The following is a 14,323-nucleotide window of genomic DNA, read 5'->3' as shown; positions in this document are numbered from 1 at the left end:
ATTTCAGATCGTCCTCATTGTTTCGAGGGCCGTGCGGCGGATGCTGCAGCCGACACCGGACCCGAGGACGTTGAAGCCGGCACCGCCGCCGATGCCGATGCAGCTTCCGGCGCCGACGCCGCAGCTGGCTCCGCTGGCGGAACGACCGGCGAGACGATCTTGATCGGCTGATCGGGCGAATACGTGGGCGCTGCCTTGATCTGTGTATCGGTGAAATCGAGTTGCAATTGCAGCACCTTGTTGCGCGAAATCACATGGAGGTCCGGCCAGTTGGCCGCGACTTGCCGCTTGTCGCCAGCGAGGGAATCCGAGAGATCGATCACGAGCGCCTGCGGCTGCGCCTGTGAATCGATCAGCACGTCGACCACCCGGCCCATGCGCGCGCCGCTTTTCTGCGTGACGTTCGAATCGACAAGCTGCGCGAGGGACGGCGGGATATCGGCGACCGACCCGGGTTTTGGCGGGGCTTCCGGCTTGGCCTTGCCGTTCGCCGGCGCGGGCATCACGAACGTGACGGGCGCTTTCTTGTCCAGCGGATTGAAGCGGAACGCGCTCCACGGGAACGTGACCTTGCGGTCGCCCACGCCGAGGAAGCCCGACAGGTTCACGACCATGAGCCGGGGTTTGGCCGTGGCATCCACATACATGTCCACCGCCCGGCCGACGACCTTGCCGTCGCGCTGGATCTCGGTGTCGAGCAGGCCATGAATCTGTTCGTGCTGCAGGATGCGCGTGGTGAGAAGCGGCGGCGGAGCCGGCGGCGCTTTCTCTTCCACGGGCGGAGGCGGAGGCGGCGGCGGTTTCTTGGGCACGACAACACGGCGCTTCGGTTTCGGACGCGGCGCTTTTTGCTCGGCCGGCGGTTGCGCGACGACCGGCGCGGAGGCTGGCTCCTCTTCCGGTTCCACGACTTCGGGCTCGCTTGCCGGCTGCGGCGTCGACAAATCGATGATCGGCGCGGCCGGTTGTGTCGGGAACAGGCTGCATCCGGACATGACCGAGAGAACCGCCAGGCCGATCAGGATCGCAAGCGTCCTGGCCATCGTGCGCCAGCGCCAGTCGTACGCTCGAAGCGGGAAACCGCCCCGCGGGAAGCCGCCACTCATCACAAGAGCTCCATGTTGCCGGATCACCTTCAAAGAATCGTGCGCCGCCGATGGGAGGACTCGATGGCGCGGGGTTATCGGTTTTTACTTCGGTTTTACTGCCGTTGTGTTGGTGCTAATCAAACGCCCGGCGGCCGCGATTTCGCTTCGGTTGCCTGGGCGAGACGCGCGACGGTGTCGGGGGCGCCCATTTTCGCGGCGGCGTCGCGTGCGGTAAAGCCGTTTGCGTCGCGGGCGTCCGGATTCGCGCCGTGCTCGATCAGGAATTCGACCATTTCCACGCGGTTGAACATGGCCGCGATCATCAGCGCCGTGCGGCCGTCGGGTGATGCGCCTTCCACGTCGGCGCCATGTTCGAGCAACGCTTCGATAACCGGCTTGTAACCCTTGAACGCCGCGCCTGCAATCGGCGTCTGGCCGTTGTCGTTGCGCAGGTTCGGATCGGCTTTGTGCTTAAGCAGCACGCGCACGGCGTCGGCGCGTCCGTGGTAGCTCGCGAGCATGACGAGCGTGTCGCCCTTGTCATTGCGCATGTTCGGCGGCAAGCCCTTGTGCAGCAGCGCGTCGAGCATGGCGGCGTCGCCGCGGCGGGCGGTATCGAAGACTTCGGCGGCGAAGTTGATGAGCTCTTCGCTCATTGTCTCGGAGCTTGGGTTTTGCTCGCCTGAACGGGAATCGGGTTGCTCGGGATTCATGAAAGGCTCCATGGAGTGAGATGGACCGGGACGGCCGGCATTCGCGTTTCCTGCGATATGGCGATGCGCTTCGCCCACGGCAGGCCGGTCTCCGGCGTTTCAAGTACGAGTGTCCAGCGCCGGGCCAAGTGCGTCAGGATACACAGGTTTGATTGAGGGCCGCACGAAGAAGCAGGATTCGGGCCTCGCCAAAGCCGGCTGTTCCTGAGGCCGCCGTATGAGGCGTGGCGCCGCTCTGCATCTTCGCTTGACCCGCGCAAACGGTGCGCTTACGCTCGCCAACACTTCATCTGGAGACGCGTTGTGAGTTCCGATAATTCCGGCACGCCTGATACCTCGCGCCGCGTTGCACCCGCTGCCACGCGTAATCGCGACGTGATCCGCGATGTCCTCGTGCGCGTGTTGCCGAAGACCGGCATTGTGCTCGAAATCGCGAGCGGCACCGGGCAGCACGCGGTGCACGTCGCGGCTGCGCTGCCGGGCATCACGTGGCAGCCAAGCGACCCGGACGCGGCGTCGCGCGCGTCCATCGATGCATGGCGGGCTCATGCCGCGCTCGCCAACCTGAACCCGCCGATCGAGCTGGATGTATGCGCCAGCCCATGGCCCGTGCCGGATTCGCTTGCGGCAATCGTCTGCATCAACATGATCCACATCGCGCCGTGGGCTGCGGCCGAAGCGCTGTTCCGGGGCGCAGGCGAGCGGCTGACCAACGACGGCGCCCTGTTCCTCTATGGTCCTTACAAACGCGAGGGCGCGCACACGGCGCCGTCCAACGAAGCCTTCGATACCCAGCTTCGCGCGACCCATCCCGAATGGGGGGTGCGCAATATGGAGGACGTCGTGGAGCTGGGAAGGCGGGCAGGCTTGCTGATGGAAGAAGTCGTGCCCATGCCCGCCAACAACTTCAGCCTGGTATTCAGGCGCGCGCGGATCTAGCCAGGATGCCGGCCGGGCTTGCCGGCGGCGCTTCGCAAAAGCGCTGTATTTTCCGGTCCGACGCCCGCCCCGCAGGCCTTCGCCGAACTTTCAGCGCTGCGCCTTTGCGCCTTAAATGGCCTCTCGCGTGTAGACTGCGTGAGACCCGTTGGTTACGCCGTCTCCCCAAAAACATTTTTTCGCCAGTTTCGGCGGTTTTCCGCCGATTTTCGCCGATACCCTCAAGCGGAGGCATCGTACATGCATGTAGCGCTGCAGCAGGACGCCGTCACGAGCGGCACGCCTGCCGAACATCCTCAAACCCCGCCGCGCGATCTGCGCCGCGTCGATATTCATCCCGATCACTGGTATCCCGTCGCGTGGTCTCGCGAAGTCAAGCGTGGTAAAGCGCATGGCGTGAAGTTCGCGGGCGAACCGGTCGTGCTGGTCCGTACCGAAAGCGACAAGGTGTTTGCGCTCGAAGACCGCTGCGCGCATCGGCAGGTGCCGCTGCATGCGGGGGTCGTCGACGGCGAATCCATCCGGTGCTGTTATCACGGCTGGACCTACGACTGCTCGGGCAAGTGCATCGACGTGCCTTATCTAGGGCGCGAGCGTCTGCCCAACGGCGTGCGCTCGTACCCGTGCCGCGAAGAAGCCGGCCTGATCTTCATCTTCCCGGGCGATCCATTGCTCGCTGAAACCGTGCCGTTCCCGGCGCTGGGTTCTGTCGACGATAAAGCCTATAAAACCCGCCGCTTCGGCCGCGAGGTGAAGTGCCACTACACCTTCATGCACGAGAACCTGATGGACATGAACCATCAGTTCCTGCATCGCAAGCAGATGGGCCAGATGAAGGCGCGTTCGGTCGGGCGCAGCCGGGGCGCGGACTGGGTGGAGGTGAATTACACGTTCGCGCGCGAAGAAGGCAAGCAGCCGATTGGCGAAGCGCTCGTGTTCAGCCAGAAACGCGGCACCAAGCCCGACGACAACAACAAGGACGTAATGACGATCCGCACGGAATATCCGTACCAGACGCTCCGGATCCGTACCAAGGACCAGACGATGGTGATGGATCTGTGGATTGCATACGTGCCGCTCGACGCCGAGCAGCGAACGAACCGCACGTTCGGTCTGCTGTCCATCCGGCGGCCGAAGATTCCGGGCATTCTCGATGCCGCGTGGCCATTGCTGGTGTGGTTCACCGAGCGTATCTTCAAGGAAGACCGGTGGATCGTGGAACGCGAGCAGGAAGCGCACGACAGGCAGGGCGCCGATCATAATCACGAGGTGTTTCCGGTCATTCTCGAACTGCGTTCGCTCTTGACGGAATGCGGCGCGCCGCTTCGCGAACCTGCGGTGGAACGTCGCGTGCATAGGATCCAGCCGATCCAGCCGGCAAGCGACTGATATTGTATGTAGCAGCAGAGAATCATGTACCAACCAAAGAGGCCGATCATCATGGAACCCAACCCGACAGAAGACCGCGGCACGCCTGTCAATGCTTCAGTCAATGCTTCAGTCAGCGCGACCGAGCCGCCCGAGCAGGATCACTTCGACGCAGCGATCAGCCACGTCGACAGTTCCTACTCATCGGGCGTCCTGGCCGCCAAGGCTGCAAAGGGCATTCTATATAGCGTGATCGAAACGCTTGGAACGCTTGTTGGCGATCCGGATCTGCCCGAGCACGCGCGCTCCGGCTATCAGGCGCTGCTCGTGAGCGCCGAAGAACTGCGTTCACGGATCGATTGACACAGGCCGTAGCCAGCCCGGGCCGTAACCCGGGTAAGATTCAAGACCAACCACGGAGCACATCATGAGCAAAGCCCAGGACGCGAAGAAAACCGAGAAAAAGGTCGCCCTCAAATCGCCTAAAGAAAAGAAAGAAGCGAAGAAGCTGAAGAAGGAGGCGAGCAAGCGGCAATAGGCGCAATGACGTTTTGCATTGAGCAACGTCGGTAAGGTCAAGGAGGATTTTGCCGCCGGTTCGAATTGAAGCTTCCGGCATGAAACTCCCGGCATTACGTTGTTGCAGTACATCTTTTCCAGCGGCCCGCTTTCACGCGGGCCGTTTGCATTTAGCTGTATGCCTTCGAGGCACCAAGTCAACGCCACGCTGAATCGTGAATTTCTGTATGATAATGATTCTCAATAACGTGCCCGAAATCTGTTTGTTCGTCTTGGGCAGCTAAATCGCGCTTTCTTTCTATGCATGACCTCTCCATGCCGGCATCCGTTTTGTTCGCGATCGCCGGCTCCCTGTTGTTTTATCTCGCGGCCCCGGGGCAGCGATGGTTGCGCGCACCGCTCGCGCCCCGGCCTTGCAGGACGCTCGCGTCTGTGTTCGTGAGCGCGGCGTTCGTGATCGGCGCGAAAGGGCTGAATCCGGCAACATCGCTTGCCGTGGTTTTCACCGCGGTCATGGCATGTCTCACGGCGTGTCCGTTCATCGGCGTGCTGCTTGCGCGGTCGCGATTGCAGGGCGCTTCGCGGTGAGTTCGAAGGCGGGCAAATCCGGGCGCGACCGCGAAAATCTGTCGCGCGACTGGACGCTCAAGACGCTTGCGGGCGTTATCGGTGGCTTTGGGATCGGGATTGCCGCGAGCGGGTTGCTCGCCTGTCTCACGCCCGGTCCGCTCGATGCACAAAACAAATTCCAGGTCGCGATGTGGCTCGTGCCACCGGTATGGATCGGCGTGATGAGCGCGAGCTTCGTGTTTCGCAGCGGCCTGCGCGCGTGGCTCTGGCTTGGCGGCGCCAATGCATTCGGTTTTGCGATGTTCGCGCTGGCCCGTCACTTTTTGTCGGCTCACTGAGAAAGCATGCGCAGCGACGTCATTCGCGTCTACAAGACGGTTCATACGTGGACGGGCATTGTTGCCGGTCTCGCGCTTTTTATCGCGTTCTATGCGGGCGCGGTGACCATGTTCAAGGACACGCTCGACGCATGGGTCACGCCGCCCGCCGCCAACACGCAGGTCTTTCCCTTGACGCAGGCGTCTTCGGTGATAGAACAGACGCTGGCTTCTTTTCCCGACGCGCGGCGGCAGTTCACCTTGCGGCTCGAACCCGAGGGACGCGCGAGTTTATCGTGGCGTGCGAGGGGCAAGGCGCAGCGTATTTCCGCCACGCTCGATACTGCGGGCAAGCTTCGGACACACACTCGCGGGCTCTCGGACGCGGCACGTTTTATCGATATCCTGCACATGACGGTCGGCATTCCCGGTGGTTTCAGCGTTGGCATGGGCGTGATGGGCGTGGTGTCGCTGGTGTACGGGCTCGCGCTGGTGTCGGGCGTGATCGTGCTGTTGCCGAGCCTGATCAAGGATCTGTTCGTCGTGCGCGTGGGCAGGAACCTCAAGCGGATGTGGCTTGATGCGCATAACGTCGTTGGCATCCTGAGCCTGCCGTTTCATGTGGTGATGGCGCTATCGGTCGTCGCGTTCGGATTGAACGACTACATCTTTCCGGTGCAGGACCGCGTGATCTACGGCGGCACGCTCGATGCCACCAGGCAAGCGCAGAACCCGTATTTTGCGAAGGCGCCGGTCCAGCGGGGCGTCGACCCCACAAGGCTGCTTGCGCCCGGGCAAATTCTCGCCGCCGTGAAACAGCGCGCGCCTGCGTTCGAGCCTCGCGAACTGAGTTATCGGGGAGCAGGGGAACCCGGCGCCACCGTGTTCGTGGCCGGCGATGATCCGCGCTATCTCGCGCGCAGCGGCGGCTTCGCGTTGCTCGATCCCGTGTCCGGCCGTTTCCTGAACGCGCAATTTCTTCCCGGCGCTGATGGCACCGCCTGGTCCGCGGCCACCAGTGCATTTTTCGCGCTGCATTTTGGCAGCTATGGCGGCGAAACGATTCAATGGGCGTATTTGTTCCTGGGACTCGGCGGCGCGTTCCTGTTTTACTCGGGCAACCTGTTGTGGATCGAGAGCCGTCGCAAGGCCGAGCGTCGCGAGGAAAGCGGCGTGGTGAAGCAACGGCCATCCACTTATTTCATGGCCGCGTTGACGGTGGGCGTGACGCTCGGTTGCATGGCCGGGATCTCCGCGACACTCGCCGCCGGGAAATTGCTGAGCGGGCGCGTCGCGGATCTGCCTGCATGGCACGCACGGATCTATTACACGGTTTTTCTGGCGAGCATTGGCTGGGCGTTCCTGCGGGGCGCTGCGCGTGGATCGGTCGAATTGCTGGCGCTGACGATCTGCGCCACCTTGCTCGTGCCGGCGGCATCGGTTATTGGATGGCTGGTTCCATCGACGGGAATGTGGTTCGATTCCGCGACCGTTGGCGTCGATATCTGTGCGCTGATTGCAGCGGGCTGCTTTGGATGGATGCTGCGGGTAACGGCGCGGCGTGTCGCGCAGGGTGGGCGGGATAGCGTTTGGGGACGCCCTCTCCACGGCACGTGAAGGGCATGATCCGGACGCAAAAAGGCGCCGATGAAACTTCCATCGGCGCCTTTGTTTCACAACACCACGTCCTTGTTAAAAGTCCGTTGTCATCGAGAACAGGAACGTGCGTGGTGCACCTTGGGTCAGGTATCCTTGGCCCGACGTGGAGGCCGATTCCCAGTAGGCCTTGTTCGCCACGTTCAGCACGCTGATCCGGAAGGTTGTGTTCTTGTGGAACACGTTGGTCGCATAGCGCGCGCCGAGGTCGAAACGATTCCACGATGAAATCGATGCGGTGTTGGCAACGTCGAAGTATTGCTTGCCCGTGTGGAGATACCGTGCGGTCACGGTCAGGCCGGGCACCATCGGAATGTCGTACTCCGCGCCGAGGTTGAACAGGAACGCGGGCACGCCAGTAGGACGATTGCCGTCGGTCAGGCCGCCAGCGGTATTGAGCAATTCGGCCTGGATGTAGGACGCACCTGCCAGCAAGCGCACGCCTTGCATCGGTTCGCCCGTGATGGATGCTTCCAGCCCGCGATGCCGCTCGCGCCCGTTCGCCGCGAAGATATTGTCGGCGTTGGTGTACGCGGTCGGCTCTTCGATCTGATACGCCGAAAACGTCGAACCAAAGTGGTTCGTGTCGTATTTCACGCCGACCTCATATTGTTTCGAGCGCGACGGTGCGAGATTCGTGCCGAAGTTTGCTGCCGTCGATGGCGCCGGTTGTCCCTGAGCCAGCGCTTCGCTGCGATTGGCGAAGAACGCGACGTTTTGCCACGGTTTGACTACGAGTCCGAGAATCGGCGTGGTGATGGAGTCGTTGTATGACGACGTGAGATTGCCAGTGCCTGTGTCGTAGTTGTTCTGGTGCAACTCCTGGCGTCGGGCGCCAAGCGTGAACAGCACACGATCGTTGAGAAAGCCGAGCGTGTCCGATACCGCCACGCTGCGGATCAGCACGCGGTCCGTCACGAACGGATCCGCGAAATTGCCGACCGGGCTTGCGGACGGGCGCGGCACCTGAGGCGTGTTGTAGAGGTCGGTATTGAAGGTGCTGGAGAAATCGAAGGCCGAGCGGTCTTCAATACTTGTGAGCGACCCGCCTAAGGTCACGAAGTGCGAGACAGGACCGGTATTGAACCGTCCGTGCACGCCGCCTTCGGTTGAGTAGGCGTCGGTCTTGCGCGGAACGCCCAAGCGATATGCCGTCGTCAACCCTGTATCGCCGTTGAAATTCGGCGACGAGTAATCGCCATGCTCGTTCGCGTGATGCACGCCGCCTGCCACATACGCGGTCCATCCCGGCATGAAGTCGTATTCGGCGCGCGCAATGCCAACCGTGTCTTCGAGCGCGGTAAATGACCACGGTTGCGCGTAGTTATGCGTCGCCGACGGAACCGCCGGGATCACAATGTCGGTACCGCTCAGATTGACCGTGGGGCGCGCTTCGTTGGCGCGTTCGCGCTGGTAGAGGAAGTCACCGTAAAGACGCAATTTGTCGCCACGATAATCCAGCGAAACCGACGTCGCGGTACTGCGCCTGTGCTCGTCGTCGACACTGGTTTCGCCGTCGCGCACAAAACTGTTCACGCGAACACCGAACTGGCCTTCGCTGCCGAAGCGGCGGCCCACATCCACGTGCGTGCCGAGTTCGCCCGACGCCGTTCCCTCCACCGTCACGCGTGTCAGGGGTTTATCGTCGGCGCGTTTCAATTGCAGGTTCACACCGCCGCCAATGGACGATCCGGTCGGCGACGCGCCGTTCAGAAAAGCGTTGGCGCCCTTGAATACATCCACGCGTTCCAGCGTTTCCGTGGCCACGAGTTGACGTGGGGTGATGCCGTAGAGCCCGTTGAGCGAGATGTCGTCGCCGTTCAACTGGAAACCACGGATAACGAACACTTGCGACTGGTTACCGAAACCGAGGCTGGAGCGAACGGACGGATCGTTGTCGAGCACATCGGCAAGCGTTCGCGCCTGCTGGTCCTCGATCAGCTTCGACGTGTACGTGGTCATGCTGAATGGCACGTCAATCATCTTCTGGTCACCCAGCACGCCAAAGCTCGCGCCGCGCGCGACCTGACCGCCACTGTATGTCGGTGCGAAATCGCCGGGCAGCGCTTCCGCGGTTCCCTGTACCTTCACCGCGGGCAAGGTTTTGTCGGCGGCGTCGGCCGTGCCGTTGCTTTGTGCATGCGCACTCCCCGCAACACCCGCAATACCGGCGACACCCATGGCAAGCGGCACTGCCGCGCGGAGGAAAACGTGACGGACGGCAGCGGACATCGGCCGGACGCGAAGCGATTGCTGTTTGATTGGAAGCATCGAAGGAGTGCAGTAGCGAAGTGGTCGTGATTTCGCCCCGTCGATCCATCAGGCGGCGATGGGCAACGGAACGGTGCTTTGTAGTGGGGTAATGTCTGGACTTGCGAGTTTGGACTTACAACTAGACAACAAGAACTGACAACCGCGCGAATTATACACGAATGCGAATCGTTATCATTTGTGCCACCAAAAAACGACACAAATGATAACGAGGCGTGGCGGAAAGTTTTTTTGGGCGTTAGGACATCGGTCCGGTGGCGCAACGCGTGCTTACGCGTCGCCGACCCACCGTTCCTCCGATGCCTTCAAGTGCGAGCGAATCGCTGCCTGCGCAGCGATCGGATCGCGCGCCTCGAGCGACCTGAGAATCCGTTCATGCTCGGATAACGCGACGCCCCAGGTCGTGATGTTTTCCGAAAGCACGCTGGCTTTGGCCGCGATAGGATCGTTGCGACCGTCGAACAATTCACCCACGAGCCGCGTCAGCACTGAATTCCCGGCAATCTCGGCAATCGTCATATGGAACTGGCGATCGGGTTCCAACGGTGAACGGCCCGCTGCGATCAGTTCACGCATGATATCCAGGCTTTTCTGCAGCTTGGCCGTGCCATCGGACGTGAGCCGCGTGCAAGCCAGCACGATCACCGATCCTTCAATCGCCGCGCGCGCCTGCATGAGTTCGGTCGGACTTTCTCCCATGGCGGTGAGGGGCGACGTTTCGTTTCCGCCATCGCAGACGTAGACGCCCGAGCCCATCCGGATCTCGACCTGTCCGCGAATTTCCAGCGCGATCAACGCTTCGCGCAGCGAGGGACGCGATACCCCGAGTTGCTGCGCCAGTTCACGTTCCGGCGGCAGCCGTGTGCCGGCCTGGAAACTGCCATGGCGGATCAGCGTATTGATCTGATCGGCGATGGACTGATATAGCCGCCGTGTCTCAACGGGTTTGACGAGTGATGTCATGGGACTCGGATGCGTAACGCGAAACGTGTAAGGTGGCTTGACCAATTCGCGTCAGCATCGCCCGAGGCCTATGTCGTTGGATATAAGGGTAAATACCTCGATTCCAGCGCAGGCATAACGCCATTATCATTAGCAGCAGGTCAGGCCGCCTCTTCAAACACTAAATTGGCTTGACCACTTGACTGCAGGATCGACTTACATCGAGGAGACACAAGCCGATGCATCCGTCCCAATCAGTCTCGCGGGCCGTGCAATGAACATGACGGCCGAACCGGGTGTCGTGCCGGACCACGGGCCCGCGCATCGCGCATCAGCGGAATCCTTGCTGCGTCTTAGCGGCGTGGGCAAGCGCTTTCCTGGCGTGATCGCGCTGCAGAACGTCAGCTTCGACGTTCGCGCGGGCGAAGTCCATGCCATTTGCGGCGAAAACGGCGCGGGTAAATCAACGCTGATGAAAATCGTCAGCGGCCAATACCGGCCGGACGAAGGCGAGATCTATCTCGATGGCCGCGTGCAGCACTTCGCTTCCACGCTCGATGCGCAAGCCGCCGGCATCGCGATCATTCATCAGGAACTGAACCTGATTCCGCATTTGTCGATCGCTGAAAACATCTTCTTGGCGCGCGAGCCGAAGCGCGGATTGTTTATCGATCGCGCTCGTCTTGCCGCCGATTCGCAAGCCGCGCTCGACCGGATCGGCTTGCCGCTCAAGCCGCGCACGCTGGTGGGGTCGCTGTCGGTCGCGCAGCAGCAGATGATCGAGATTGCGAAGGCGCTGTCGCTGAACGCGCGGCTTCTGATCATGGACGAACCTACGTCGTCGCTGACCGAATCCGAGACGGTGCACCTGTTTCGGATCATCAAGGAACTGCGCCAGTCGGGCGTGGGGATTGTGTATATCTCACACCGGCTTGACGAGCTTGCGGAGATCGCCGACCGCGTGACCGTGCTGCGCGATGGCCGCACGATTTCCACCGACGACTTTGCCGCCACGACCATTGAACAAGTGGTGTCGCATATGGTCGGCCGCGCTCTGGACGACGTTTTCCCCGAACGCAAATCGCAGCCTTCCAGCGACGTCCTGCTGAGCGTCAACGGACTCAAGCGCCGCGAAGTGTTCGGGCCGGTGAGCTTCGAATTGCGTCGCGGCGAGATCCTGGGCTTTGCAGGCTTGATGGGATCGGGCCGGACGGAAGTGGCGCGCGCGGTGTTCGGCGCCGATCCGGTGGACGCGGGCGACGTTCATCTGGGCGGCGAGCGCTTGTCGATTCATTCGCCTATCGATGCAATCCGCAACGGCATTGCCTATCTCTCGGAAGACCGCAAGGGCAATGGCCTCGCGCTGCAGATGACGGTGGCAAAGAACATCACGCTCGCGAACGTGGAAGCGGTGTCGGGCGCGGGCGGATTTATCCGCTTCGAGGAAGAAGGGAAGGTCGCGCGCAAATATATCGATGCGCTCGGCATCCGCACGCCGAGCGCCAACCAGATCACGCGCAATCTGTCGGGCGGCAATCAGCAGAAAGTGGTGATCAGCAAATGGCTGTTCCGTGAATCGAAAATTCTTTTCTTCGACGAACCCACGCGCGGCATCGACGTTGGCGCGAAATACGCCATCTACGAACTCATGGACCGGCTCGCGGCCCAGGGCATTGGCGTTGTATTGATCAGTTCCGAGTTGCCCGAAATCATGGGCATGACCGACCGCGTGGCCGTGTTCCACGAAGGCGAAATAGCGGGCGTGCTCGAAACCCGCAACACCAATCAGGAAGAAATCATGCACTACGCATCAGGACGGACGACCCATGCTTGAGATGACTACCGATCCCGCTCATGCCGATCGCGCACGCGCTCGTGAACGCCGGCGCGACCTGATACAGAAGTTCGCCGCGCTCGGCAGCCTGGTGATGCTCGTGGTCGTGTTCTCCGCGACGAGCAACGCGTTCATGTCTCTGGGCAACGGCATGACGGTCGCGCTGCAGGTGACGTCGATTGCGTATCTCGGGCTCGGTGCTACGTGCGTGATCATTACCGGTGGGATCGACCTGTCGGTGGGTTCCGTGCTGGCGCTATCCGGCGTGGCCGCCGCGCTGCTCGTGAAGGCGGGCGTTCCGGTGCCCGTTGGCATGCTGGGCGGCGTGATCGTCGGGGCGATTTGCGGCGTGTTCAACGGCATATTCGTCACGCGCATGGGCTTGCCGCCGTTTATCGCGACATTGGGCATGATGCTCGTTGCGCGCGGACTTGCGCTGCAGATTACCGGCGCGCGGCCGGTATCGGGTCTCGGAGATTCGTTTGCCGAACTGGGCAACGGGTCGCTGTTCCGTATTGTCCGGATGGGTTCGGATGGTTTTCCCGACGTGGTCTTTCCCGGCATTCCGTATCCGGTGATCATCATGGTCGTGCTCGCCGTTCTGGTGGCGATCATGCTCAGCCGCACGTCGCTGGGACGGCATATCTACGCGGTTGGATCGAATGCGGAAGCGGCGCGTTTATCGGGCGTGAATGTGAATCGCGTGAAGCTTTTCACCTACGTGTTGTCTGGTGCGTTGGCGGGTCTGACCGGCTGCGTGCTGATGTCGCGGCTCGTGACCGCACAGCCGAACGAAGGCGTGATGTACGAACTCGATGCCATCGCCAGCGCGGTGATCGGCGGAACGTCGCTGATGGGCGGCGTGGGCACGATCTCGGGCACGGCCATTGGCGCGTTCGTGATCGGCATCTTGCGCAATGGATTGAACATGAACGGCGTATCGAGTTTCATCCAGCAGATCATCATTGGCCTCGTGATTCTGGGCACGGTGTGGATCGACCAGATTCGAAACCGGCGATGAGTTTTATCGAGCGTGAAGGAATCCGAAGCGTTCGACGAGCACCAAGTGAAGCGGGCCGAAGAGGTCTTATAAAACCAAAGGAGCGAGACATGAAACTGACCATGAAACTGACAAGCAAGGCAATGTTTGCCGCCGTGCTGACTGTTGCCGCGAGCACGGCCTTTGCCGCAGGCGGCGAGATTGCAGTGATCGTGAAGAGCGCCGATTCGAACTACTGGCAGAACGTCAACAAGGGCGCGACTGCGGCCATGGCCAAGGAGAAGGGCTACACCATGACCTTCCAGGGGCCGGCCGCCGAGTCGGACATCGCAGCCGAAGTGAACATGGTCGAGAACGCGGTGAACCGCAAGGTCTCGGGCATCGTGCTGGCCGCTTCCGATCCCGACGCGCTCGTGCCGGCTGTCAAGAAGGCCTGGGAGGCGCATATCCCGGTGGTAATCATCGACTCGGCGCTGTCCGATTCGGGCAAGCAGTATTACCAGGCTTTCCTTTCCACCGACAACGCCAAGGCTGGCGAGTTGTGCGCCCAGGCCCTGATTGCGAAGGTTGGGCAGACGGGCAAGATCGCGCTGATGTCGTACGTGGCCGGCGCGGGTTCGGAAGCCGCGCGCGTTGGCGGATTCCGCAAGTACCTGGAGGCGCATTCGAAGCTGACCGTGGTGGGTCCGTTCTACTCGCAATCGCAAATGGCGAACGCGTTGAACCAGACCACTGACGTGCTTGCCGCGAACCCCGACCTCAAGGGCATTTTCGGTGCGAACGAACCGACCGCCGTTGGCATGGGCCGCGCGCTGGCGCAGTCGGGCAAGGCCGGAAAGATCGTGGCCATCGGTTTCGATGGCAATCAGGATCTGCAGAACTTCGTGAAGGACGGCACGATCCAGGCGATCGCCGTGCAGGGTTCCTATCAGATGGGCTACAAAGGAATCGAAACGGTGGTCGGCGTGATCGAGAAGAAATCGCCGCCGAAATTCGTCGATACAGGCGTGGTCATGGTCGACAAGGGCAACATCGATCAGCCGGTCGCGAAGAACGTGCTGTATTGACGTTTCCGGCAGCGCGGCGATGCGGAAGCACCTTCCGCA

Annotated in this window: 13 protein-coding genes; 9 read left to right on the top strand and 4 right to left on the bottom strand. The window is 61.6% G+C overall.

The features are described from left to right. Positions 1 to 14: 14 nt before the first annotated feature. Both ACRWA7_RS25030 and ACRWA7_RS25025 read right to left on the bottom strand, forming a co-directional pair. Positions 15 to 1,106 carry a hypothetical protein gene (locus tag ACRWA7_RS25030; protein ID WP_244164068.1) on the bottom strand — a complete coding sequence of 364 codons (1,092 nt, stop codon included), beginning with the start codon at positions 1,104 to 1,106 and terminating at the stop codon, positions 15 to 17. Positions 1,107 to 1,225: 119 nt separating this feature from the next. Then, positions 1,226 to 1,744 (bottom strand): ankyrin repeat domain-containing protein, encoded by a 519-nt coding sequence (locus tag ACRWA7_RS25025; protein WP_438396775.1) that lies wholly within the window; start codon positions 1,742 to 1,744, stop codon positions 1,226 to 1,228. Positions 1,745 to 2,104: 360 nt separating this feature from the next. On the opposite strand from ACRWA7_RS25025, the gene ACRWA7_RS25020 reads away from it, so the two are divergent. From ACRWA7_RS25020 to ACRWA7_RS24995, 6 genes are all read left to right on the top strand, one after another. Next, positions 2,105 to 2,740: a DUF938 domain-containing protein gene (locus ACRWA7_RS25020; protein ID WP_438392929.1), complete on the top strand. Its 636-nt coding sequence runs from the start codon at positions 2,105 to 2,107 to the stop codon at positions 2,738 to 2,740. Between the two features lie 240 nt (positions 2,741 to 2,980). Further along, positions 2,981 to 4,129 (top strand): Rieske 2Fe-2S domain-containing protein, encoded by a 1,149-nt coding sequence (locus ACRWA7_RS25015; protein ID WP_438392927.1) that lies wholly within the window; start codon positions 2,981 to 2,983, stop codon positions 4,127 to 4,129. Positions 4,130 to 4,153: 24 nt separating this feature from the next. After that, a complete protein-coding gene (locus tag ACRWA7_RS25010) occupies positions 4,154 to 4,471 on the top strand; it encodes a hypothetical protein (RefSeq protein ID WP_438392925.1) in 318 nt (105 codons plus the stop codon). 471 nt (positions 4,472 to 4,942) lie between these two features. After that, the gene (locus ACRWA7_RS25005) at positions 4,943 to 5,215 is read left to right on the top strand and encodes a hypothetical protein (protein WP_438392924.1); all 273 of its coding nucleotides are present in this window, start codon (positions 4,943 to 4,945) and stop codon (positions 5,213 to 5,215) included. Continuing rightward, complete coding sequence (locus ACRWA7_RS25000) at positions 5,146 to 5,535, top strand: hypothetical protein (RefSeq protein ID WP_438392923.1); 390 nt, start codon at positions 5,146 to 5,148, stop codon at positions 5,533 to 5,535. Before ACRWA7_RS25005 ends, ACRWA7_RS25000 begins: the two co-directional genes overlap by 70 nt. 6 nt (positions 5,536 to 5,541) lie before the next feature. Beyond that, positions 5,542 to 7,131 carry a PepSY-associated TM helix domain-containing protein gene (locus tag ACRWA7_RS24995; protein ID WP_438392921.1) on the top strand — a complete coding sequence of 530 codons (1,590 nt, stop codon included), beginning with the start codon at positions 5,542 to 5,544 and terminating at the stop codon, positions 7,129 to 7,131. A 75-nt stretch (positions 7,132 to 7,206) separates the two neighbouring features. Here ACRWA7_RS24995 and ACRWA7_RS24990 read toward each other — a convergent pair whose 3' ends face one another. After that, positions 7,207 to 9,402 (bottom strand): TonB-dependent receptor, encoded by a 2,196-nt coding sequence (locus tag ACRWA7_RS24990; protein WP_208603281.1) that lies wholly within the window; start codon positions 9,400 to 9,402, stop codon positions 7,207 to 7,209. A 309-nt stretch (positions 9,403 to 9,711) separates the two neighbouring features. Continuing rightward, positions 9,712 to 10,404, bottom strand: coding sequence for a FadR/GntR family transcriptional regulator (locus tag ACRWA7_RS24985; RefSeq protein WP_060856218.1), 693 nt, complete (start codon positions 10,402 to 10,404; stop codon positions 9,712 to 9,714). A 259-nt stretch (positions 10,405 to 10,663) separates the two neighbouring features. Between ACRWA7_RS24985 and ACRWA7_RS24980 the strand changes: the two genes are divergently transcribed. The 3 genes from ACRWA7_RS24980 (at position 10,664) to ACRWA7_RS24970 (ending at position 14,284) form a co-directional block, all read left to right on the top strand. Further along, the gene (locus tag ACRWA7_RS24980) at positions 10,664 to 12,217 is read left to right on the top strand and encodes a sugar ABC transporter ATP-binding protein (protein WP_438396773.1); all 1,554 of its coding nucleotides are present in this window, start codon (positions 10,664 to 10,666) and stop codon (positions 12,215 to 12,217) included. Further along, positions 12,210 to 13,238, top strand: coding sequence for an ABC transporter permease (locus tag ACRWA7_RS24975; RefSeq protein WP_438392918.1), 1,029 nt, complete (start codon positions 12,210 to 12,212; stop codon positions 13,236 to 13,238). Before ACRWA7_RS24980 ends, ACRWA7_RS24975 begins: the two co-directional genes overlap by 8 nt. Positions 13,239 to 13,339: 101 nt before the next feature. Further along, positions 13,340 to 14,284 carry an ABC transporter substrate-binding protein gene (locus ACRWA7_RS24970; protein WP_060856336.1) on the top strand — a complete coding sequence of 315 codons (945 nt, stop codon included), beginning with the start codon at positions 13,340 to 13,342 and terminating at the stop codon, positions 14,282 to 14,284. Positions 14,285 to 14,323 lie beyond the last annotated feature (39 nt).

The sequence above is a fragment of the Caballeronia sp. DA-9 genome (assembly GCF_051615025.1).
Taxonomy (GTDB): Bacteria; Pseudomonadota; Gammaproteobacteria; order Burkholderiales; family Burkholderiaceae; genus Caballeronia; species Caballeronia sordidicola.
This window is presented reverse-complemented; position numbering and strand designations above follow the sequence as displayed.